We start from the raw sequence: 22681 nt of genomic DNA, 5'->3' as shown, positions 1-22681 counted from the left end.
GACCGGAGAAGGTGCCGCGACCGGTCAGAAGACCGGCGTGCCGTCCCGCGTCAGCTTCCAGTCCACCGAGGCGAACGTCGTCGGGTCGACCGTGCCCGCCGCCTGCACCCACCCGATGATCGTGTTGCGGATCTCGTCCGAATTGGCCCACAGCTGCTGCGCGGCGGCCACGTGCGGGAAGTTCCCGCCGCCGTTCGCGCGGTAGTTGTTGACGGCCAGTACGAACTTCGCCGCCGGGTCCAGATCCTTGCCCTCGAACCTGAGGTTCACGATCCGCGACCCGGCCGGCTTCGCGATGTCGATGTCATACGTCAGCCCGGACACCACGTCGTAGTTGTAGTCCGGCGTGTTGTCGGCGTTCGTCAGCTTCGACGTGTCCACCGGCGCACCCGCCGCCGTCTGCACGTAGTACCGCGCGGAGTACTCCAGATACGCCCGGATCTGCGCGCCGGTCAGCAGCCGCGCCTCCATGGTGTTCTCGAACGGGTACAGCCCCGCCGCGTCCTTGATCGTCACCTGGCCGGCCGGGATCGCCGCCGTACGCGAGAAGCACGACGCCTGGGACAGCACCGGCAGCGCCGCCCACTCGCCGCCCGCCAGCGCCGCCTTCACCGTCTCCGTCTGCACATGATTGATCAGATCGATGATCGGCTCGTCCTTCCACGGCGCGTCGGCCGTGGACATGGGGGCCGTGGACGTGCCGATCACCTGGTTGACATACGCCACGACCTTGCGGTGCTCGTCGGAGAGCAGCCCGGTGATCTTCTTGTCCTCGGGGACCGTGTTGGAGTTCAGGATCCGCGAGCCGACCTTCTCGACCGTCCAGCAGCCCCGCTCCCAGACCAGATCGAAATCGAAGAGCGTCAGCCGCTGGCCCCACTTGAGCGGCTCGGACAGGACGACGTCCTTGCCCGTCTTCTTGTTGACCACCCGGCGCTCCGGGATCTCGGCGTGCGCGTGCCCGACGAGAATCGCGTCGATCCCCGGCACCTGCTCCGCCACCAGCGTCGCGGCGTTCTCCACGTGCGGCAGCTGGTCACCCCACGAGGACGTCCCGCTCGTACCGGAGTGCGCGGAGACGATGACGACGTCCGCGCCCATCGAACGCAGCTTCGGCACCCACTTCGCGGCCTGCTCCTCCAGACCCGGGAACGTCATCTTGCCCTGGACGTTCGCCTTGTCCCAGATCGCGATGCCGGGGTTCGTCAGCCCGAGGATGGCCACCCGCACATCACGGCCGTGCGGCGTCCGCAGCTTCTTGATCACATACGGCGCGAAAGCCGGCTTCAGGGTCTTCGCGTCCAGCGCGTTGGCACCGAGCAGCGGGAAATGGCACTGCTCCTCGAACTTCCGCAGCACCGGAATTCCGTAATTGAACTCGTGGTTGCCGAGCGCCGCCGCGTCATAGCCGATCGCGTTCATCGCCTGCGCCATCGGATGGACCGGACCGCGCTTCGCGGTGATCGGGTCGACCTTGGCGTAGTAGTACGACAACTGCGTGCCCTGGATGGTGTCACCCGCGTCGATCAGCAGCGTGTTCTCGCGGCCCTTCTCCTTGCGGATCTGGTCGACCAGCGTGGAGATCTTCGCCAGACCGACATCATTGTGTGCGGAGTCGTCGAACTCCTTGTCGGTGAAGTAGTCCCAGTTGAAGACATTTCCATGCAGATCGGTGGTCCCCAGCACGGTGAACGAGTACCGCTTGAGCGGACGTCCATGGACGGGGCCATGAGCATGGCCGGTGGCCTCCGCCGGTATCGTCACCCCGCCCACCAGCGCGGCACCCGCGCCGGCGGCAGCCGAACTGCCCAGGAACGTCCTACGGTTCAGCGGCATTTCCTTCTCTTCTCACTCGGGACATTGCGTCGATACGTGCACAACGCGCGTAGATTCTGACTGAGGCGAGGCGTCGGCAACACCCCCGGGGGGTTGCGATCAGATGACTGCCGGTCGTCGCACCCGGTTGTCGCACCCAGTTGTCGCCCCGACTGTCGTACCCGGGTGCGAGAGTGGAGCCGACGCCGAAGCCGACGCCGATCCCGCCGACGCCGACGCCGACGCCGACGCCGAAGCCGATCCCGCCGACGCCGACGCCGATCCGCAGCCGCAGCCGTTCCACGAGGGAGCCGCCCGTGACCACCAGCGACACACCGCCCCCCGCCGCGCCCTACGGCACCCCCGAGACGCCGAGGGTCGCCGTCCGCGGCGAAGCACGGCTGGAGGTCGACCCGGAGATCGCCAGAATCGGCATCGCGATCGGCGCGCGCGGCACCGACCGGCGCACCGCCCTCGACGACCTCACCCGTCGCAACGCGGAAGTGCTCACACTCGTCAAGTCCTACGGCGACGCCGTCGAGAAACTGGAGACCGGAGCATTCTCCATCAGCCCCGAACTCACCAAACACGGCCGCGGCGAACGCGTCCGCGCGTACCACGGCCGTGTTCATCTCACCGCCGAACTCGCCGACTTCACCGCCCTGGGTGAACTCACCACCCGTCTCGCCGACCTCGAACTGACCCAGGTCAGCGGACCCTGGTGGGCGCTGCGCCCCGACTCGCCGGCCCACGGCGACGCCCGGCGCCAGGCCGTACGGGAAGCCGTCCAGCGCGCCAGGGAATACGCCGAGGCCCTCGGCGCCCGGCTCGCCGCCCTGGTCGAGCTGGCCGACCTCGGCGCGGAGAACACCGCCGCGTACGGAATGCCCGCCCCGCCCGGTGGCCTCCGCAGCCGCAGCGGCTACGGAGCCACCGAAACGGCCGACGCGGCGCCCGTGCTCGACCTCGAACCACAGCGCCAGACCGTCTACGCGCAGGTGAACGCGCGCTTCACGATGACGCCCCCCGATTTGACGCCGAAGAAATGCTCATAGGAGCGCCCCCGCGCCCATTCAAGCCTTGTCAATAACCCTTCATGTAAAGGTTGTTGAGTCGTCATGCCACGCCAATTCCCTACCGGTCGGTAAGCCCTACTCTCGATATATGCGCCGAGCAAAGATCGTCTGTACCCTGGGGCCCGCCACCGACTCGTACGACCAGATCAAGGCACTGGTCGAAGCCGGAATGGACGTCGCCAGACTCAACCTCAGCCACGGCACCTACGCTGAGCACGAGGAGCGCTACCAGCGCGTACGGGAAGCCGCGGAAGAAGTCGGCCGCAGCGTCGGAATCCTCGCCGACCTTCAAGGTCCGAAGATTCGCCTCGGCCGCTTCCGCGAGGGCCCCGTACTCCTTGAACGCGGCGACGAATTCACCATCACCGTCGAACCCCTCGAAGGCGACCGCCACACCTGCGGCACCACCTACGAGGGACTCGCCGCCGACGTCAGCTCCGGGGAGCGCATCCTCGTGGACGACGGCAAGGTCACCCTCGAAGTCACCTCCGTCGACGGACCCCGCGTCCACACCCTCGTCATCGAGGGCGGCATGGTCTCCGACAACAAGGGCCTCAACCTCCCCGGTGTGGCCGTCTCCGTCCCCGCGCTCTCCGACAAGGACATCGAGGATTTGCGCTGGGCGCTGCGCGTCGGCGCCGACGTCATCGCGCTCTCCTTCGTACGCAACGGGGACGACATCAACGACGTCCACCGCATCATGGACGAGGAGCGCCGCCGGGTCCCCGTCATCGCCAAGATCGAGAAGCCGCAGGCCGTCCAGAACATCGACGGCATCGTCGCCGCGTTCGACGGCATCATGGTCGCCCGAGGCGACCTCGGCGTCGAAATGCCCCTGGAACAGGTGCCGATCGTCCAGAAGCGCGCCATCAAGCTGGCCAGGCGCAACGCCAAGCCCGTCATCGTCGCCACCCAGATGCTCGACTCGATGATCGACAACTCCCGCCCCACCCGAGCCGAGGCCTCCGACGTCGCCAACGCGGTGATCGACGGCACGGACGCGGTGATGCTCTCCGGCGAGACCAGCGTCGGCAAGTACCCCATCGAGACGGTCAAGACCATGGGCCGCATCGTCGAGGCCGCCGAGGAAGACCTCCTCGCCAAGGGCCTCCCCCCGATCACCGAGAGCAGCAAGCCCCGCACCCAGGGCGGCGCGGTGGCCCGCGCGGCGGCCGAGATGGGCGACTTCCTGGGCGCGAAGTTCCTGGTCGCCTTCACCCAGTCCGGCGACACCGTCAAGCGCCTCTCCCGCTACCGCTCCCCGATCCCGCTGCTCGCCTTCACCCCGGACCCGGCCACCCGCGCCCAGCTGAACCTCACCTGGGGCGTGGAAGCCTTCCTCGGCCCGCACGTCGACTCGACGGACGCGATGGTCGCGCAGGTGGACGACCATCTCCTGAAGATCGGCCGCTGCGACAAGGGCGACATCGTGGTCATCACGGCGGGCTCCCCGCCGGGCGTCGCGGGCTCCACGAACCTGGTGCGCGTCCACCACATCGGCGAGGACGACAGCCCGAAGTAGTCGGCGACTCTCGCGCGTGCGCGTCCACGGCGTCCTGTTTCCGGTCGTGCGTTCTTCCAGGCCGTGACTTCGGCGCACTCTGCGTAATGAGGTGCCGCACGGAGTACGAAGAAGCGGATGTTCACGAGAACGTGAACATCCGCTTCGCTGTGTGTGCCGGGTGCGGGACTTGAACCCGCACGCCCTTTCGGGCAATCGCTTTTGAGGCGATCATGTCTGCCACTTCCATCAACCCGGCCAGGGCTCCGCCGAATCATACCGTGTGCAGCCCCGTCGACGGAGACTCGGTAGGCTCATGGGGAGCACCCTGTCTGGAACGAGGAGCCCCCGTGACCGCCCCCGAGTCGCCCCAGCCCGTCGACGATGACGACAAGTCGCATGTTCCGCCGCTGACGACACGTGTCGTCATCGCCGAGGACGAGGCCCTGATCCGTCTCGATCTCAAGGAGATGCTTGAGGAAGAGGGCTATTCGGTCGTCGGCGAGGCCGGAGACGGTGAGCGGGCCGTGGAGCTCGCGCGCGAGCATCGGCCGGATCTGGTGATCCTGGATGTGAAGATGCCCGTCCTGGACGGGATCTCGGCGGCCGAGAGGATCGCGGCGGAGTCCATCGCGCCGGTGCTGATGCTGACCGCGTTCTCGCAGCGGGATCTGGTGGAGCGGGCGCGGGACGCGGGGGCCATGGCGTATCTCGTGAAGCCGTTCAGCAAGAGTGATGTGGTGCCGGCCATCGAGATGGCGGTGTCGCGGTTCACGGAGCTGAAGACGCTGGAGCGGGAGGTCGCGGATCTGACGCTGCGGCTGGAGACGCGGAAGCTGGTGGACCGGGCGAAGTCGGTGTTGCAGACGCAGTACGGGCTGACGGAGCCGGCGGCGTTCCGGTGGATTCAGAAGACGTCGATGGACCGTCGGATGTCGATGCAGCAGGTGGCGGAGGCGGTCATCGAGGACGCGGCGGAGAAGAAGGCGGCGGAGAAGAAGGCGGCGAAGGGCGGCCAGTAGGCCGGTAGCCGGTAGCCTCGCGGCTCATGTGGACGTACGTCAGGAGGCCCGCCCCCGGTTCGCTCGGGGCGGGCCTCCTGATGTGGTGCGTCCGGTGCCCGCGCGGGGTCAGTCCTCGCCCAGGTACGCCTTGCGTACGGACTCGTCGTGCAGCAGGTCCTGTCCGGTGCCGGAGAGGACGATCTTGCCGATTTCCATGACATGGGCCTGGTCGGCGAGGGAGAGCGCCGCTTGGGCGTTCTGTTCGACGAGCAGGATCGTCGTGCCCTGCTGGCGCAGCTCGACGATGGTCTCCATGATCTTCTGCATCATGATCGGGGAGAGGCCCATGGAGGGCTCGTCGAGCATGAGCAGCTTGGGCTGGGACATCAGCGCGCGTCCCATGGCGAGCATTTGCTGTTCGCCACCGGAGAGGGTGCCCGCGGCCTGCTTCCGTCGTTCGCCCAGGATGGGGAAGAGGTCGTAGGCGCGCTGGATGTCTTTCTCGATGCCGGCTTTGTCGGTCCGGAGGAATGCTCCGAGCTGGAGGTTCTCCGTGATGGTGAGCCGGGGGAAGATGTGCCGGCCCTCGGGGGAGTGGGCGAGTCCCAGCGCGACGATCTTGTGCGCGGGGATTCCCGAGAGGGGCTTCCCGTCGAAGGTGATGCGCCCGCCGGCGGGCTTGAGGAGCCCGGAGAGGGTGCGCAGGGTGGTGGTCTTGCCCGCACCGTTGGTGCCGATGAGGGTCACGACCTGGCCGGCTTCGACGCTGAAGGAGATGCCCTTGACCGCCTCGATCTTGCCGTAGGCGACTTTGAGGTCGTCGACCTCCAGGAGTGCGGTCACTTCGCGTCCCCTTCCGAACCGGTGGTGCTGGTGTCGCTGTGCGCGTCCGCTTCGGCCGCCTCGACTTCGGCGACTTCCTCGGCGCCGGGCGCGCCGTCGAAGGGGGTGCCGAGGTAGGCGGCGATGACGCGTTCGTCGCCCTGGACGACTTCCGCGGTGCCTTCGACGAGTTTCTCGCCCTGGACGAGGCAGGCGACGCGGTCGCAGAGGTTGAAGATGAAGCGCATGTCGTGCTCGATGACGAGTACGGCGATGCCCTTGTCGCGGATCGCGAAGACGAGGTCTTCGGTGACGCGGGTTTCCTGCGGGTTCATTCCGGCGGTGGGCTCGTCGAGGAGCAGCAGGCCGGGGTCGCTGGCGAGGGCGCGCGCGATTTCGAGCTTGCGCTGTTCGCCGTAGGGGAGGTTGCGGGCGAGGTGGTCGGCCTTGTCCTGGAGGCCGATGAATTCGAGGAGTTCCATGGCGCGCTCGTGGGAGGCGGCTTCGGCCTTCTTGAAGCCGGGGCCGCGCAGGAGTGCGGACCAGAGGCCCTCTTTGGTCCTGGTGTGGCGTCCGACGAGGACGTTTTCCAGGACGGTCATATTGGCGAAGAGCCTGATGTTCTGGAAGGTGCGCGCGATGCCCGCCTGGGTGACCAGGTGGGGTTTGGGCGGCAGGACGGTGCCCTTGTAGCTGACCGTGCCTTCGGTGGGTACGTAGAGCCCGGTGAGGCAGTTGAAGAAGGTGGTCTTGCCGGCGCCGTTGGGGCCGATGAGGCCGACGATCTCGCCGCTGTCGACCTGGAGGTCGACGGAGCGTACGGCGGTGAGTCCGCCGAAGCGCATGGTGACGCCGCTGGCGTCGAGCACGGTGGTCCGGGTGCTCGTGGTCGTGGTGGTCATGTCGTTCACGCCCCCGCCTTGGCGGTGCTGACGCCCGCGCCGGGTTTGTCGGGTTTGTCGTCGGGTGTGTCGAGCTGGTCGGTCTCGTGGAATTCGAGTTGCGCGCGCCGGTTGGCGATGAGCCCTTCGGGGCGGAAGCGCATCAGGAGGATGAGCGCGATTCCGAAGCCGAGGAGCTGGTAGTCCTGGAGGAACTGGAGCTTCGCCGGGATGAGGTAGAGCAGCGAGGCGCCGATGAGGGGGCCGGTGATGGTGCCCATGCCGCCGAGGATGACGGCGGCGAGCAGGAAGGCGGAGTTCGGCGGGACCGGGCCGGCGAAGACGTACATCTCGGGGACCACGGTGTGCTGGACATGCGCCTGTACGGTGCCGGCCAGGCCGGCCAGGGTGGCGCCGAGGGCGAACGCGATGAGTTTGACGCGGAAGCCGTTGATGCCCATGGCGGTGGCGGCGGTCTCGTCCTCGCGGATGGCGACCCAGGCGCGGCCGATGCGGGAGTTGCCCGCCCTGCTGAAGACGATCACCACGAGGATCATGGCGAGCAGCATCAGCAGGTAGTAGTTGGCGTAGGAGCCGAGTTCGATGCCGAGGACGGTGTGGGATTCGCCGAAGTTGTACCCGAAGAAGTTGAGGTCGGGGATGTTCGGGACACCGTTGGGGCCGTTGGTGATGCGGGGGCCTGAGACGCCGTCGAGGTTGCCGACGGCGATACGGAAGATCTCTCCGAAGCCGAGGGTGACGATGGCGAGGTAGTCGCCGCGCAGCCGCAGGGTGGGCGCGCCGATGAGGACGCCGAAGACCAGGGAGACGACGGCGCCGGTGAGGACGGCGGCCCAGAAGGGGAAGTGCACATCGAAGACGGACGCGGTGGTTCCGGAGACAAGGGCCGCCGTGTAGGCGCCGACGCCGAGGAACGCGACGTATCCGAGGTCGAGCAGGCCGGCCAGGCCGACGACGATGTTCAGTCCGAGGGCGACGGTCGCGAAGATGAGGATGTTGACCGCGATCAGGGTGAACTGGTCGGTGCTCTGGGTGAAGGGGAAGGCCGCGGCGGCGACGAACGCGGCCGAGACGGCGATCATCCGGTACTTGGTGGTGAGCCCGTTGAGGCGGGCGATGAGGCCGGCCTTGAAGAGCGCGGTGGCGGTGAATCCGACGGTGAGGAGGTAGCCGGTGAAGAGTTCGGCGTACTCGGTGTCGATGCCGTAGGTGAAGACGAAGAGCCCGATGGCGAACGCGGCGACGATGATCAGGATCTCGGCCCAGGAGGAGAGTTCCCTGGGCCGGGTGGCCTTGCGGGTGTCGTCGGGGAGCAGGAAGGCCGCGGCGACCGGGATGACGGTGGCGACGGCCGCGACGAATCCGCCGGGTTCGAGGTTGACGATTCCGCCGAGTTCGACCGCGATGGCGATGACGGTGAACCAGGTGGTGGCCAGCCCGCCGAGGGCGAGCAGCTGGAGCGCCTTGGTGGAGCCGGTGGGGGTGAGCCAGCGCAGGCCCTTGACGCCGAGTGCGGAGAGCGCGAAGAGCGCGGTGAGCAGTCCGGCGGTGAGGGTGAGGAGCTGGAGGCCGCCCGGGTAGCCGTAGACGGTGAGGTCGCCGGGGAACTCGGTGGTGTAGGTCCAGGAGAGGAACGTGCTGGCTACGGTGGCGATGCCGCCGGCGAGGGCGAGTACCCGCAGCCGCGTGGTGCGGGAGGAGGCTGTGTCGGTCATAGTTCTCACGCCCGATCCGCGACGCGCTCACCGAGCAGGCCCTGTGGCCTGACGAGGAGTACGACGATGAGAAGTACGAACGCCCAGACGTTGGCCCAGGCGCCGCCGCCGAGCTGTTGCATGCCGGGGATTTCCTCGATGTAGGCGATCGACATGGCTTCGGCGAGGCCGAGCACGACGCCGCCGACCATGGCTCCGTAGATATTGCCGATGCCTCCGAGGACGGCGGCGGTGAACGCCTTGAGTCCGAGGAGGAAGCCCATCTCGAAGTTGATCTGGCCCTTGTCGAGTCCGTAGGCGACCGCGGCGACCGCGGCGAAGGCGGCGCCGATGGCGAAGGCCATCACGATGATGCGGTCGGTGTTGATGCCCATGAGCTTGGCGGTGTCCCGGTCCTGGGACGTGGCCTGCATGGCGCGTCCGCTGCGGCTCTTGGAGACGAAGAGGCCGAGGGCCAGCATGCACAGGGGGGCGAGGACGAAGATGAACGCGTCGGCCCGCTGGATGTAGAGGTTGTCCGTCAGCTGGAAGGACTCACCCTGGAATTCGGGGAAGCTGACGGCCTTCTTGGCGTCGGGGTAGAAGGCCCAGACGAGCTGCTGCAATGTGATGGACAGGCCGATCGCGGTGATCAGCGGCGCGAGCCTGGGTGCTCCGCGCAGGGGGCGGTAGGCGAAGCGTTCGGCGGCGGTGGCCACGGCCACCGCGGCTATGGCGCCACCTATGATCATGAGCGGGATCGCCACCAGCAGGGAGGTTCCGCCGGGGAGCCAGGTGTAGGTGGTGAGGGCACCGAAGCCCCCGATCATGAAGATCTCGCCATGGGCGAAGTTGATGAGCTGGACGATGCCGTAGACCATGGTGTACCCGATGGCGATCAAGCCGTAAAGGGCACCAAGGGCAAGGCCGTTGGCCAGCTGTTGCGGCAGTTCGTTCACCGCAGGGCCTCCGATGAGCGTGTCGGATATGACACCGCGCGAGGGCGCTGTTGCGCCCTCGCGCGGTCCGGTCGTGGTGGGGGGGCTGTGTCCGGGAGGTCAGTCCTCGAATGTGGCGCTCTTGACGTCCTTCCAGGCGCCGCCTTCGACCTTGTACACGGTCAGCTGCTTGTTGGTGGTGTCGCCGTACTCGTCGAAGGAGACCTTGCCGGTCACACCGTCGAAGCTGACCTTGCTGGTGGCCTCGACGACCTGCTTGCGGGCGTCGTCGGGGAGCTTGCCGTCGTTGGCGGCGACGACGGCCTTGACGGCCTGGATGATCGTCCAGCCGGCGTCGTAGGAGTAGCCGCCGTAGGCCGCGTAGGGGTCCTTGTAGTTCTCGGCCGCGTAGTCGGCGATGAACTTCTTGGCGGTGTCGAGCTTCTCCACGGGGTAGCCGATGGAGGTGGCGAAGTCACCGTCGTTGGACTCACCGGAGGCCGAGATGAAGTTCGGGTCGTAGATGCCGTCGCCACCCATGGTGGGGATCTTGGCGCCCGTCTTCTTGATCTGGTCGGAGAGCAGTCCGCCCTCGGGGTACTGGCCGCCGAAGTAGACGGAGTCCGCGCCCGCGGCCTTGACCTTGTCGGCGGTGGAGGAGAAGTCGGTCTCCTTGACCGTGACATGGTCGGTGCCGACGACCGTGCCGCCGAGGCGCTTGAACTCCTCGGAGAAGATCGAGGCGAGGCCGGCGCCGTAGGTCTGCTTGTCGTCGACGACGAAGACCTTCCGCTTCTTGGCGTCGTTGTAGTAGTACTGCGCGGCGAACTTGCCCTGGACGACGTCCGTGGCGGCCGTGCGGAAGTACGACGCGAAGGGACGCTTCAGGTCGCCCTTGGCCCAGTTGTCGCCCTGGCTCAGCGACGGGTTGGTGTTGGCGGGGGAGACCTGGAGGAGGTTGGCGGAGTTGAAGACGCCCTGCATCGACTGGGCGACGCCCGAGTTCAGCGGGCCGACGACGCCGAGGACGTCCTTGTTGCCGACGAGCTTGGTGGCGTTGGCCTGGCCGGAGGCCGGGACGGCCTGGTCGTCGAGGGCCTCGATCTTGAATTCGACGCCGGGGACCTCATTGGTCTTGTTCGCGGTCTTGGCGGCGAGGTCGACCGAGTTCTTGATGCCCTGGCCGAGCGCGGACAGCGAACCGGTGAGCGGCGCGTCGACACCGATGACGACGGTTATCTTGTCGCTCGCGCCGGTGCTCTTGCCTTCGTCGCGAGAACCACAAGCGGTGAGTGTGAGCGCTCCCGTGGTGATCACGGTGGTGAGGATGAGCAAGGAACGGTGTCGCACGATGAATCCTTTCCCTGGCGCGGCCTCCTCTGCTGAGGTGCCGTTCGCGTTCGCCGGGACACGGGTTCAGTCGCGTGGAGCCCACTGGGTGCGTGCCTGGCGGCGCGGTGACTGGCCGTGACTCTAAGCGCAGGTGAGGGAGTCGTGGAGTGGTGCGCGAAGGATGTGACTGTCTTGTTATGCCCGGGCCAACGCTCGGCGGCGAGAGCCGGGACGATTGGGGCGTTTCCCTGCTTTCCCAAATCGACCACATGGTGAGAACGCCCAGTTCCGCTAAGGTACTTGGGCCTATTTTGGTGCTGACCGCTCAATCGGGCAGGAGAAGCCGGGAAAGCGGGCAGCGGGGATGTGGATGCGGGCGGCGGGAGAGTCCCCGTTCATGTGGTTGTTACACAGCGTGATGTCGGACGGGGGTCCTGGAGCGTTGTCCGGGCGGTGTCCAGTCTGATTCGCGCCAGTTCTCGGAGCTGCCGGTGGCGCCGTTCATGGCGGCGCACCGTGCCGCGGTCCTGCGGTCGATCAGGGACCGTGCCGCCGCGTCGCCGTGCTTCGTCCGCTCGGCGCGCGCCGCGGCCACGACCTCTTCGTGGATGGCGTACTGCTCATTGGACAGTCCCTTCTGTTCCCAGTCGAGTCCTGCCCACTCGGAGCCCTTGAGGGCTTCCTTCGCCCAGTACGAGACGAGCGCGGTGCAGAGTTCGGCGGGGGTCGTGCGGTGTGCGGAGGGGAGGGCGTCCGGGCCGGGCGCGGCCGCCCCGCCACCGCCGCAACCGGTCAGCGCGCCGCCGAGGAGGGCGGCGCAGAGTGCGAGCGAGCATCGGGCGGCCGGGCGGAGCCCGCACTGTCCGGCCGTGGTCATGGGCGCAGGGTAGGCGGTGCTTCGGGCATGGACAAGGGCGCGTACGGGCATTCCCGTACGCGCCCTCGCGGAAGGGGGGCCGGACTTTCGCTACACGCTCTGGTCCGGCGCCGGCGCGGTGTCCGCGTCGCGGAGCAGGCAGGTCAGCCGGGCGGTGCAGACCCGCTTGTCCCGCTCGTCGGTGATGGCGATCTCGTATGTCGCGGTGGACCGGCCGCGGTGGACAGGGGTGGCGACGCCCGTGACCAGTCCGCTCCGTACGCCCCGGTGGTGGGTGCAGTTGAGGTCCACGCCCACGGCCACCTTGCTCGCGCCGCCGTGCAGCATGGCGCCGATGGAGCCGAGGGTCTCGGCGAGAACGGCGGAGGCGCCGCCGTGCAGCAGTCCGTACGGCTGGGTGTTGCCCTCCACCGGCATGGTGCCGACGACGCGTTCCGCGGCGGCCTCGACGATCCGCACCTCCATGCGTGTGCCGAGATGGCCCGCGGAGAAGAGCGCGGGCAGATCGACGCCGAGCACGGCGTACTCGTCGATGATCTCCTGAGGGAACTTCGTGGAGGGCTGCTCACCCATGGGCCCGGCTCCGATCGGCTGCGGTGATATATGACGTACGTGCTGTGTGCACCGGCCTGCATATCAGACGACTGAGCGAACGCTTAGCCCCGCCGGTTCATTCCCTGGTCCGAAGCGCACCGCTACTCGAAGCGCACCACGACGGACTTGCTCGTCGGGGTGTTGCTCGTGTCGGCCGTGGCATCGAGCGGCACCAGCACATTGGTCTCCGGGTAGTAAGCGGCCGCGCAGCCGCGGGCGGTCGGGTAGTGCACCACCCGGAAGCCCGGGGCCCGGCGCTCCACACCGTCCTTCCACTCACTGACGATGTCGGTGAACGCGCCGTCGACGAGCCCGAGTTCGCGCGCGTCGTCGGGGTTGACCATGACGATCCGGCGACCGCCCTTGATGCCGCGGTAGCGGTCGTCCAACCCGTAGATGGTGGTGTTGTACTGGTCGTGCGAGCGCATCGTCTGGAGCAGCAGCCGCCCCTCGGGCAGCTTCGGGTACTCCACGGGCGCGGCGGTGAAGTTGGCCTTGCCGGTGGCGGTGGGGAAGCGGCGCTCGTCGCGGGGCGCGTGCGGCAGCTCGAAGCCGCCGGGGCGGGCGACCCGCGCGTTGAAGTCCTCGAAACCGGGGACGACGCGGGCGATCCGGTCCCGGATGTTGGCGTAGTCCTTCTCGAAGTCCTCCCAGGGCGTGGTCGAGGAGGGGCCGAGGACGGCGCGCGCCATATTGGTGATGATCGCGGGCTCGGAGAGCAGATGGGGGCTGGCGGGCGGCAGGTTGCCGCGCGAGGCGTGCACCATGCCCATGGAGTCCTCGACGGTGACGATCTGCTTGCCGCCGGCCTGGATGTCCTTGTCGGTACGGCCGAGCGTGGGCAGGATCAGCGCGCGTACGCCCGTCACCACGTGCGAGCGGTTGAGCTTGGTCGACACATGCACCGTCAGCCGGGTTCGGCGCATCGCGGCCTCGGTGACCTCGGTGTCGGGCGTCGCCCCGACGAAGTTGCCGCCCATGGCGAAGAAGACCTTGGCGTCGCCGTCGCGCATCGCCTCGATGGAGCGCACCACGTCGTAACCGTGGTGGCGGGGCGAGGTGATGGAGAACTCCTGGTCCAGACGGTCGAGGAAGGCCGGATCGGGCCGTTCGAAGATGCCCATCGTGCGGTCGCCCTGCACATTGGAGTGGCCGCGCACCGGGCACACCCCGGCGCCGGGGCGGCCGATATTGCCGCGCAGCAGCAGGAAGTTGACGACTTCACGGATGGTCGGCACGGAGTGCTTGTGCTGGGTCAGGCCCATCGCCCAGCAGACGATGGTGCGCTTCGAGGCGAGGGCCATCTCGGCGGCCTTCTCGATCTCGGCCCGCTGGAGACCGGTGGCGACAAGGGTCTCGTCCCAGTCGGCGGCGAGCGCGGCGGCCCTGAACTCCTCGTACCCGTGGGTGTGTTCCTCGATGAACGCGTCGTCGACGGCGCCCGGGGTCTCCAGGACGAGCCGGTTGAGCAGCCGGAACAGCGCCTGGTCGCCGCCGATGCGGATCTGTAGGAAGAGGTCGGTGAGGGAGGCGCCCCTGATCATGCCGAGCGGTGTCTGCGGGTTCTTGAACCGCTCCAGACCGGCCTCGGGCAGCGGGTTCACCGAGATGATCTTCGCACCGGCGGCCTTGGCCTTCTCCAGCGCGGAGAGCATCCGGGGGTGGTTGGTGCCCGGGTTCTGGCCGGCGACGATGATCAGATCGGCCTGGTGCATGTCGTCGAGGGAGACGCTGCCCTTGCCGATGCCGATGGTCTCCGAAAGGGCGGATCCGGAGGACTCATGGCACATGTTCGAGCAGTCGGGCAGGTTGTTCGTGCCGAACTCGCGCGCGAAGAGCTGAAGGAGGAACGCGGCCTCGTTGCTGGTACGCCCCGAGGTGTAGAAGCAGGCCTCGTCGGGTGACGTGAGGGCGTTGAGCTCCTCGGCGATGATCGCGAAGGCGCCCTTCCAGCTGATGGGTTCGTACTGGTCGGCGCCCTCGGGCAGATACATGGGATGGGTGATCCGGCCCTGCTGGCCGAGCCAGTAGCCGCTCCGCTCGAAGAGATCCGAGACGGGGTGCTCGGCGAAGAACTCCGGCGTGACCCTGCGGACGGTCGCCTCCTCCGCGACGGCCTTGGCCCCGTTCTCGCAGAATTCGGCGGTGTGCCGGTGGTCGCCCTCGGGCCAGGCGCAGCCGGGACAGTCGAAACCATTCTTCTGGTTGACCTTCAGGAGTGTCCGCGCGGTCCGGCGCGTCCCCATCTGCTGGTGCGAGATGAGCAGGGAATGCGCGACCGCGGGAATCCCCGCCGCGGCGTGCTTGGGGGCCCTTACCTGCGGCGAATCCTGTACCGGATCGCCTGCCGGCGGCTTGCTGGCCATCACGCTCTCCTATGAACTCAGTGAGGCTGAATCCGATTGTCTACAGTAGACAATCCTCTCACGCCTCTGTGGCCACGATACGTCCGGCCCATGTCTGACTCGTCACGCGTGCGGGGCGGATGGGGACGGGGCGAGGCGGGTACGGGGCCGTCGCGGACGGTCGGGGCGGCCGGGATTGTCAGTGCGACGTGGCAGGATCGGGTACGTGGCCGAGACAGCATCGAAGAAGACCGCAGACAACCGTCCTCGCCTGCTCCTCATGGACGGGCACTCCCTGGCGTACCGGGCGTTCTTCGCGCTGCCCGCGGAGAATTTCACGACCGCGACCGGCCAGCCGACGAACGCCATCTACGGCTTCGCGTCCATGCTGGCGAACACATTGCGTGACGAGTCGCCCACACATTTCGCCGTCGCCTTCGACGTCTCCCGCAAGACCTGGCGCTCCGAGGAGTTCCCGGAGTACAAGGCCAACCGCTCCAAGACGCCAGACGAGTTCAAGGGGCAGGTCGAGCTGATCGGCGAGCTGCTGGACGCGATGCGCGCGGACCGGTTCGCGATCGAGGGGTTCGAGGCGGACGATGTCATCGCGACGCTCGCCCGCCAGGCCGAGGCTGCGGGCTTCGAGGTGCTGATCGTCACCGGCGACCGGGACTCGTTCCAGCTCATCAGCGAGCACACGACGGTGTTGTACCCCACCAAGGGCGTCTCCGAACTGACCCGTTTCACCCCGGAGAAGGTCCAGGAGAAGTACGGACTGACCCCGGCGCAGTACCCGGACTTCGCGGCCCTGCGCGGCGACCCGTCCGACAATCTCCCCGGTATCCCGGGCGTCGGTGAGAAGACCGCGGCGAAGTGGATCAACCAGTTCGGCTCGTTCGACGAGTTGGTCGCGCGCGCCGACGAGGTGAAGGGCAAGGCCGGGCAGAACTTCCGGGACCACCTGGAGTCGGTCAGGCTCAACCGCAGGCTCACGGAGCTGTCGTGCGATGTCGAGCTGCCCAAGACCCCGCAGGAGCTGGAGCGCGCTCCGTACGACCGTACGGCCCTGATCGGCGTGCTCGAAGTCCTGGAGATCCGTAACCCCAGCCTGCGCGAGCGGCTGCTCGCGGTGGATCCCGGCGCCGCCGAGGACGAGGCCCCGGCGCCGGCGGCCGGGGTGGAGCTGGACGGTTCCGTACTGGCCTCCGGCGAGCTGGCGCCCTGGCTCGCGGAGCACGGCGCGCGGCCGCTCGGCGTCGCCACGGCCGACACCTGGTCGCTGGGTACGGGCAGCGTCAGCGAGGTCGCGCTCGCCGCGGCCGACGGCGCGGCGGCCTGGTTCGATCCGACACAGCTGGACGAGGCCGACGAGCGGGCCTTCGCGGCCTGGCTCGCCGACGAGGCCCGGCCCAAGGTGATGCACAACGCGAAGGGCGCGATGCGCGTCGCCCCCGAGCACGGCTGGCGGGTCGGCGGCGTCACGATGGACACCGCTCTCGCCGCCTATCTGGTCAAGCCCGGCCGTCGCTCCTTCGCGCTGGACGCCCTCGCCATCGAATACCTGGGCCGGGAGCTGGCCCCCGCCACCGCCGACGGACAACTCGCCTTCGGGACCGACGAGCAGGCCGAGGCCGAGGCGCTGATGGCGCAGGCCCGCGCCGTCCTCGATCTGGGTGACGCCTTCACCGAGCGGCTGGGCGAGGTCGGCGCCACGGGACTGCTCCAGGACGTGGAGCTGCCCACCTCCGAGCTGCTCGCCAGGCTGGAGCGGCACGGCATCGCCGCCGACCGGGCCCATCTGGAGGCCATGGAGCAGCAGTTCGCGGGCGCCGTGCAGCAGGCCGTGAAGGAGGCGCACGCCGCCGTCGGCCATGAGTTCAACCTCGGCTCGCCCAAGCAGCTCCAGGAAGTCCTCTTCGGTGAGCTGGGCCTGCCCAAGACGAAGAAGACCAAGACCGGTTATACGACCGACGCCGACGCGCTCGCCTGGCTGGCCGCCCAGACCGAGCACGAACTTCCGGTGATCATGCTGCGCCATCGCGAGCAGGCCAAGCTGCGGGTGACGGTCGAGGGCCTGATCAAGACGATCGCGTCCGACGGCCGTATCCACACGACCTTCAACCAGACGGTGGCGGCGACCGGCCGGCTCTCCTCCACCGACCCGAATCTGCAGAACATCCCGGTCCGCACCGACGAGGGCCGGGCGATCCGGCGCGGCTTCGTCGTAGGCGAGGGGTACGAGTCGCTGATGACGGCCGACTACAGCCAGATCGAGCTGCGCGTGATGGCCCATCTCTCCGAGGACGCCGGGCTCATCAAGGCCTTCACCTCCGGCGAGGACCTGCACACGACGGTCGCCTCCCAGGTGTTCGGGGTGAAGAAGACCGCGGTCGACCCCGAGATGCGCCGCAAGATCAAGGCGATGTCATACGGACTGGCCTACGGACTCTCGGCGTTCGGGCTCTCGCAGCAGCTGAACATCGAGGCGGCCGAGGCGCGCGCCCTGATGGACACGTTCTTCGAGCGCTTCGGGGGCGTGAGGGACTATCTCCAGCGCGCGGTCGTGGAGGCCAGGGCCACCGGCTATACGGAGACGATGCTCGGCCGCCGCCGCTATCTCCCGGACCTCAACAGCGACAACAGGCAGCGCAGGGAGATGGCCGAGCGGATGGCGCTCAACGCCCCCATCCAGGGCACCGCGGCGGACATCGTCAAGGTCGCCATGCTCAAGGTCGACCGCGCGATGGCCGAGGCGGGACTGACCTCCCGGATGCTCCTCCAGGTCCATGACGAAATCGTCCTGGAGATCGCGCCGGGCGAGCGCGAGCCGGTGGAGGAACTGCTGCGCCGCGAGATGTCGACGGCGGTCGAACTGCGCGCGCCGCTGGATGTGTCGGTGGGTGTGGGCGGCGACTGGGAGTCGGCGGCCCACTGACGAGAGCGCCCCGGGCGGTGCCCGGGGCGCCTCCGCCTACGAGAATTCGGACTTGCTTGTAGGCCCTGTCTGACACATGGCGCCGTCCGCCCGGAGGGCGGGGCTCGGGGCGTCTGGTGCGTGCGATCGCAAGGCGGAGGGTCGTCCTCGTACTGGACGTACTTGGACGAGCCCGACAACGCGGCGAGCGCGCGTGCCAGGCGTCGCGAGCCAGGCGGGATGTGTCAGACAGGGCCTAGGGGCCGGAAGTGCCCGGACTCACCCATCCAGGTGCCCTTGGGTGAAGACTCTTGGGGCATCGGGGCGACTCCCAGGTGGCGAACTGGTGAAAAGCGGTCACGGGCCAGTGTGCTGGGGTGAGGAGTTGACATAGGGTCGCCTGAGTCCTCGCGCGGGGAGCGCGAACAGCCGTCCACGGGAGGGGCCAGACATATGTCCGCGCTATTCGGCAGGCGCCTGCGCAGAGGAGCGACCACCACCGCGGTGGCCGCCGCCGCCATCGCGGCCCTCTCCGCTTCCCAAGCACCGGGCGCCATCCCCACCGACCCGGGCGGTGCCCAGTCGGCCGCCGACGCGACCCCGCCCGCCGGCTCGACGGCGACCGGCAACTCCCCGTACTACACCGAGCTTCCACCGCTCACCACGCCCGACGGGCCCGGCACCTCGATCGATCTGCCGGCCATCACGACAGGTCCGGCGGAAGCGGGCATACCGGCCTCGGTGCTGGCCGCGTACAAGCAGGCGGAGCAGGCCCTCGCGGAGACCAAGCCCGGCTGCAATCTGCCCTGGCAGCTGCTCGCCGCCATCGGAAAGGTCGAGTCGGGCCAGGCGCGCGGCGGCCGGGTGGACGCCAATGGCACCACCACATCGCCGATCCTCGGCCCGGTGCTCAACGGCATCGGCTTCGCGAACATCTCCGACACCGACAACGGCGAGTACGACGGCGACTCGACGCACGACCGCGCGGTCGGCCCGATGCAGTTCATCCCGTCCACCTGGGCGACCTGGGGCCAGGACGCCAACGGCGACGGCCGCAAGGACCCCAACAACATCTACGACGCGGCGCTCGCGGCGGCGGAGTACCTCTGCCACGCGGACCGCGATCTGTCCGTCGACGCCGATCTCCGTGAGGCGATCCTCAGCTACAACCACTCGCAGGAGTATCTGACCACCGTCCTGACCTGGTTCGAGTACTACAACAGGGGCACACACGAGGTCCCGGACGGTACGGGCGTGCTGCCCATCGGCACCGGCCCCGCCGACCCGGGCCCCTCACCCAGCCCGACCCCGCCGCCGACCCCCGGCACGCCGAAGCCCAGCGACCCGTCCACCCCTGGCGGCGAGTCGGGCAACCCGTCCACGCCGGGCGGAGGTTCGACCACTCCTCCCCCCTCCTCGGAACCCACCCCGCCCGTCACGCCCGCCCCGAAGCCGGTCGTCAAGCGGATCGAGAAGACCGACGCGGGCACACTCACGGCCATGGCGGGCAGCCAGTTCACGGAACGGACCTCGGTACGCGCCGTGGACGCGGCCGGCGAGCCCGTCGCGGATGTCCCGGTGCGGTTCGAGATCGTCGGCGACACCGACGCCCGCTTCGTGTCCGGCAAGTCCGCGCTGACCCTCAGCACGGACGAGGACGGCACGGCGACCGCCCCGCCGGTCCAGGCGGGCGAGCAGACGGGCGCGTTCGCGATCCGGGCCAGTGTGGACGTCAAGGGGGTCGCGGACGTCGAGTACACCGCCTCGGTGACGGCCCGTCAGGCCGACGGACTCACCAGGACCGGTGACGAGGAGCTGACGGCCGAGTCCGGTACCGCGTTCGAGGACCGGGTCTCGGTCAAGGCCACCTACAAGGGGGAGGCCGCGTCGGGTGTCGCCGCGACCGCCACCGTGATCACGGCCGGCGGCTCCGCGCCGCGCGCCGACGGGCCCTACTTCAAGGACGCGGCCGGCAATCCGCTCCGTGAGCTGACGGACCTGGAGACCGACGCGAACGGCGCCCTCCAGCTCCCGAGGATCTACGCGGACGACACGACAGGCACGTTCCTGCTCCGTATCGAGACCGAGGGCGGCGCGACGCTGACCGTCGAGCTGACGGTCACCGCTCCGCCGGCGGACACCGCTCCGCCGGCGGACACCCTGTAGGCCCTGCCGCCCCAGAGGCACCGAACACCGCCGCCCTCCGCGCGATCCGCCGGAGGGCGGCGGCGCGTCCGCGTTCAACGCCTCTGATTCAGACGGCGCGTGGGCACCGCCGTCGAGGGATCCTCCGGCCACGGATGGCGCGGGTAGCGGCCCCGCAGCTCCGCCCGTACCGCGCGATAGCCCTCGCGCCAGAAGGACGCCAGATCCGCCGTCACCGCCGCCGGCCGGCCCGCCGGGGACAGCAGATGCACCAGCACCGGCACCCCCGCGACCTCCGGGGTCTCGCGCAGACCGAACAACTCCTGGAGCTTCACGGCCAGTACGGGCCCCGGCCCGCCGTACTCCACCCGAACCCGCGAACCGCTCGGCACCTCGATACGCTCCGGCGCCAGCTCGTCCAGCCGCGCCGCCTCGCCCGTCGCCCAGGGCAGCAGCCGGCGCAGCGCCTGTCCCGCGTCCAGTCGGCCGAGATCCGACCGGCGCCGGGCCCTGGAGAGCTCCGGCTCCAGCCACGCGTCCGGGCGAGCCAGCAGCGCGGCGTCCGAGACATCGGGCCAGCCGCCGCCCAACTCCCGGTGCAGAAAGGCCAGTCGGTCGCGCAGTCCCCGCGCGTCCCGGGTCCAGTTCAGCAGCCCCAGCCCCTCGCGGCGCAGCCCGTCCAGCAGCGCCGCACGCACCAGTCGGCCGTCCGGCGCCCGCAGGGCACGGGCGGACAGCTCGACCGCCCCGAGCCGCTCCACCTCCCGGGCCACGACATCGCCGTCCTCCCAGCGCACCTCCTCGCCCGCCACCAGCAGCCGGCCGGCCGCGGTCCGCGCGGTGTCCTCGTCGATGACCGCGGCGAGCCGTACCCGCGCGGAAGCGGCCGTGGCGGGACGGTCGGCGACGGCCACCGCCAGCCAGGGAGCGCGGCGCAGCCAGGAGCCCTCGGCCAGTTCGCCGCCGGTGCCCGACACCATGAGACAGGCGCCTTCACCGCGGGCCCGCGCCACACGCTCGGGAAAGGCGAGCGCGGTGATCAGCCCGGCGACGGCGTCGTCGGACCCGGCACCCCGGCCTCCGGCGGACGCGGTCAGTTCCGGCGCACGCTCCAGCCGCCGTACCTCCTGGCGCCAGCGCGCCGCGTAGCCGTCCTCGCCCCGGCGGGCCGTGCGCCACGCCGCCGCGAGATCGTCCCCGTACGCGCGCGGCGGCTCCTCGCTCAGCAGGGCCACCACCTCGGCCGCCCGCCGCGTGCCCACCTCGGGCGCACCGTCCAGCAGGGCGCGGGCCAGCCGGGGGTGCAGCCCGAGCCTGGCCATCCGTACACCGCGCTCGGTGACCCGCCCGCCGCTGACCGCGTGCCGGTCCCGGTCCCCGTTCCCGCCGCCGCCTTCGTCCACAGCGCCCACCGTTTCCACCGCGCCGATCGCGGCCAGCACGGCACGCGCCGCCGCCAGCGCTCCCGCGGGCGGTGGATCGAGCAGCGCCAGGCCCGCCGCCGACGGGTCGCCCCAGCACGCGGCCTGGAGCGCGAACGCCGCCAGATCCGCGACCTTGATCTCGGGAGACGGGAAGCGCGCCAGCCGGGTGTCCTCCGCCTCCGTCCAGCAGCGGTAGACCGTGCCGGGCGCCTCACGACCGGCCCGGCCCGCCCGTTGCCGCGCGCCCGCCTGCGACACCCGCACGGTCGTGAGCGCGCTCAGCCCCCGCGCGTGGTCGGTACGCGGCTCGCGCGCCAGCCCCGCGTCCACGACGATCCGTACGCCCGGGACCGTCAGGCTCGACTCGGCCACCGCCGTGGCCAGTACGACGCGACGGCGCGCCGAGCCCGCCGAGCCCGCCAGGACCGCGTCCTGCACGGCGGCCGACGCCCGTCCGTGTACCTGGAGGACTTCGGCCCCGGCGTCCCCCAGCAGCCCCGCCACCCGGCCGATCTCCCCCACACCTGGCAGGAAGCAGAGCACATCGCCGTCCCGTTCGGCCAGCGCCCGCCGGACCACCGACGCCACATGTGTGAGCAGTGCGGGATCGACCCGCATCCCGTGCGGCGGCCGTACGGGCATGCCGGGCGGCGCCCAGACCACCTCCACCGGATACGACACGCCCCGCGCCTCCACCACCGGCGCGTCGCCCAGCAGCCGCGCCCATCCGGCCGCGTCGGTCGTCGCCGACGCCGCGACGAGCCGCAGCTCCGGCCGCAGCGCGGCCCGTACGTCCAGCAGGAACGCGGCCACCGTGTCCGCGTCCAGATGCCGTTCATGGCACTCGTCGAGGATCACCACATCGACCCCGGCCAGCTCCTGGTCGCGCTGGAGCCGCTGGAGCAGCACACCGGTGGTCACCACCTCCACCACCGTCGCGCGCCCCACCGCGCGCTCGCCGCGCACCGTGAACCCCACGCGCTCCCCGACCCGCTCCCCGAGCAGCCAGGCCATCCGACGCGCCGCCGCACGCGCGGCGATCCTGCGCGGCTCGGCGACGATCACCCTTCGTACCGGTCGCGGCGCGGAGCCGTCCCCCAGCAGCCCCGCCAGCACCAGCGGCACCAGCGTCGTCTTACCCGTCCCCGGAGGCGCGCACAGCACCGCGCACCCGTGCTCGTCGAGGGCCCGCTCCAGGGCGGGGACGGCGGTGTGTACGGGCAGACTGCCGAGGACGTCGTCGCGGATCACCCGCACAGTGTCGTACGGGACCGTACGCGCGGACGACCCCGTAACGG

Annotated in this window: 15 protein-coding genes and 1 tRNA gene; 5 read left to right on the top strand and 11 right to left on the bottom strand. The window is 69.5% G+C overall.

Annotated features, from left to right (window positions below; translation table 11 throughout):
- Window positions 1-24: 24 nt before the first annotated feature.
- Entirely contained in the window at window positions 25-1836 is a 1812-nt protein-coding gene (locus ABTZ59_RS14970) for a bifunctional metallophosphatase/5'-nucleotidase (RefSeq protein ID WP_351396287.1), read from the bottom strand.
- Between the two features lie 296 nt (window positions 1837-2132).
- Between ABTZ59_RS14970 and ABTZ59_RS14965 the strand changes: the two genes are divergently transcribed.
- Window positions 2133-2870, top strand: coding sequence for an SIMPL domain-containing protein (locus ABTZ59_RS14965; protein WP_351396284.1), 738 nt, complete (start codon window positions 2133-2135; stop codon window positions 2868-2870).
- Between the two features lie 109 nt (window positions 2871-2979).
- A complete protein-coding gene (gene pyk, locus ABTZ59_RS14960; protein WP_351396281.1) occupies window positions 2980-4413 on the top strand; it encodes a pyruvate kinase in 1434 nt (477 codons plus the stop codon).
- A 154-nt stretch (window positions 4414-4567) separates the two neighbouring features.
- Here pyk and ABTZ59_RS14955 read toward each other — a convergent pair.
- Window positions 4568-4651: transfer RNA gene (locus tag ABTZ59_RS14955), tRNA-Leu, on the bottom strand.
- A 91-nt stretch (window positions 4652-4742) separates the two neighbouring features.
- On the opposite strand from ABTZ59_RS14955, the gene ABTZ59_RS14950 reads away from it, so the two are divergent.
- Window positions 4743-5414 (top strand): ANTAR domain-containing response regulator, encoded by a 672-nt coding sequence (locus ABTZ59_RS14950; protein ID WP_351396279.1) that lies wholly within the window; start codon window positions 4743-4745, stop codon window positions 5412-5414.
- Between the two features lie 108 nt (window positions 5415-5522).
- Here the strand turns inward: ABTZ59_RS14950 and ABTZ59_RS14945 are convergent, their stop codons facing one another.
- From ABTZ59_RS14945 to ABTZ59_RS14910, 8 genes are all read right to left on the bottom strand, one after another.
- Window positions 5523-6239 carry an ABC transporter ATP-binding protein gene (locus tag ABTZ59_RS14945; RefSeq protein WP_351396277.1) on the bottom strand — a complete coding sequence of 239 codons (717 nt, stop codon included), beginning with the start codon at window positions 6237-6239 and terminating at the stop codon, window positions 5523-5525.
- On the bottom strand, window positions 6236-7120 hold the full coding sequence (locus ABTZ59_RS14940) for an ABC transporter ATP-binding protein (RefSeq protein WP_351396318.1): 885 nt from the start codon (window positions 7118-7120) through the stop codon (window positions 6236-6238). Before ABTZ59_RS14940 ends, ABTZ59_RS14945 begins: the two co-directional genes overlap by 4 nt.
- Window positions 7121-7125: 5 nt before the next feature.
- A complete protein-coding gene (locus ABTZ59_RS14935; protein ID WP_351396273.1) occupies window positions 7126-8835 on the bottom strand; it encodes a branched-chain amino acid ABC transporter permease in 1710 nt (569 codons plus the stop codon).
- A gap of 5 nt (window positions 8836-8840) precedes the next feature.
- Window positions 8841-9773 carry a branched-chain amino acid ABC transporter permease gene (locus ABTZ59_RS14930; RefSeq protein WP_351396270.1) on the bottom strand — a complete coding sequence of 311 codons (933 nt, stop codon included), beginning with the start codon at window positions 9771-9773 and terminating at the stop codon, window positions 8841-8843.
- 99 nt (window positions 9774-9872) lie between these two features.
- Window positions 9873-11102: a branched-chain amino acid ABC transporter substrate-binding protein gene (locus ABTZ59_RS14925; protein ID WP_351396268.1), complete on the bottom strand. Its 1230-nt coding sequence runs from the start codon at window positions 11100-11102 to the stop codon at window positions 9873-9875.
- A 388-nt stretch (window positions 11103-11490) separates the two neighbouring features.
- Window positions 11491-11961, bottom strand: coding sequence for a hypothetical protein (locus ABTZ59_RS14920; RefSeq protein WP_351396265.1), 471 nt, complete (start codon window positions 11959-11961; stop codon window positions 11491-11493).
- A 90-nt stretch (window positions 11962-12051) separates the two neighbouring features.
- Window positions 12052-12534, bottom strand: coding sequence for a PaaI family thioesterase (locus tag ABTZ59_RS14915; RefSeq protein WP_351396262.1), 483 nt, complete (start codon window positions 12532-12534; stop codon window positions 12052-12054).
- A gap of 122 nt (window positions 12535-12656) precedes the next feature.
- A complete protein-coding gene (locus tag ABTZ59_RS14910) occupies window positions 12657-14921 on the bottom strand; it encodes an FdhF/YdeP family oxidoreductase (RefSeq protein ID WP_351396259.1) in 2265 nt (754 codons plus the stop codon).
- 205 nt (window positions 14922-15126) lie between these two features.
- Between ABTZ59_RS14910 and polA the strand changes: the two genes are divergently transcribed.
- Window positions 15127-17835, top strand: coding sequence for a DNA polymerase I (gene polA, locus ABTZ59_RS14905; RefSeq protein ID WP_351396256.1), 2709 nt, complete (start codon window positions 15127-15129; stop codon window positions 17833-17835).
- A 432-nt stretch (window positions 17836-18267) separates the two neighbouring features.
- Complete coding sequence (locus tag ABTZ59_RS14900) at window positions 18268-19980, top strand: lytic transglycosylase domain-containing protein (protein WP_351396253.1); 1713 nt, start codon at window positions 18268-18270, stop codon at window positions 19978-19980.
- Window positions 19981-20054: 74 nt separating this feature from the next.
- Here the strand turns inward: ABTZ59_RS14900 and hrpB are convergent, their stop codons facing one another.
- Window positions 20055-22634, bottom strand: coding sequence for an ATP-dependent helicase HrpB (gene hrpB, locus ABTZ59_RS14895; protein WP_351396250.1), 2580 nt, complete (start codon window positions 22632-22634; stop codon window positions 20055-20057).
- Between the last annotated feature and the right edge of the window lie 47 nt (window positions 22635-22681).

It is taken from the genome of Streptomyces sp. NPDC094034, from assembly GCF_040303865.1.
GTDB lineage: Bacteria > Actinomycetota > Actinomycetes > Streptomycetales > Streptomycetaceae > Streptomyces.
Note: the sequence above shows the minus strand (reverse complement) of the source record. Positions and strands in the feature narration are given on the sequence as shown.

Excerpts from the sequence above, each read along its gene's own strand:
- ABTZ59_RS14935 (WP_351396273.1), bottom strand. The coding sequence starts at position 8,835 with ATGACCGACACAGCCTCCTCCCGCACCACGCGGCTGCGGGTACTCGCC.
- ABTZ59_RS14915 (WP_351396262.1), bottom strand. The coding sequence starts at position 12,534 with ATGGGTGAGCAGCCCTCCACGAAGTTCCCTCAGGAGATCATCGACGAG.
- ABTZ59_RS14940 (WP_351396318.1), bottom strand. The coding sequence starts at position 7,120 with ATGACCACCACGACCACGAGCACCCGGACCACCGTGCTCGACGCCAGC.
- ABTZ59_RS14910 (WP_351396259.1), bottom strand. The coding sequence starts at position 14,921 with ATGGCCAGCAAGCCGCCGGCAGGCGATCCGGTACAGGATTCGCCGCAG.
- pyk (WP_351396281.1), top strand. The coding sequence starts at position 2,980 with ATGCGCCGAGCAAAGATCGTCTGTACCCTGGGGCCCGCCACCGACTCG.
- ABTZ59_RS14920 (WP_351396265.1), bottom strand. The coding sequence starts at position 11,961 with ATGACCACGGCCGGACAGTGCGGGCTCCGCCCGGCCGCCCGATGCTCG.
- ABTZ59_RS14970 (WP_351396287.1), bottom strand. The coding sequence starts at position 1,836 with ATGCCGCTGAACCGTAGGACGTTCCTGGGCAGTTCGGCTGCCGCCGGC.
- ABTZ59_RS14900 (WP_351396253.1), top strand. The coding sequence starts at position 18,268 with ATGTCCGCGCTATTCGGCAGGCGCCTGCGCAGAGGAGCGACCACCACC.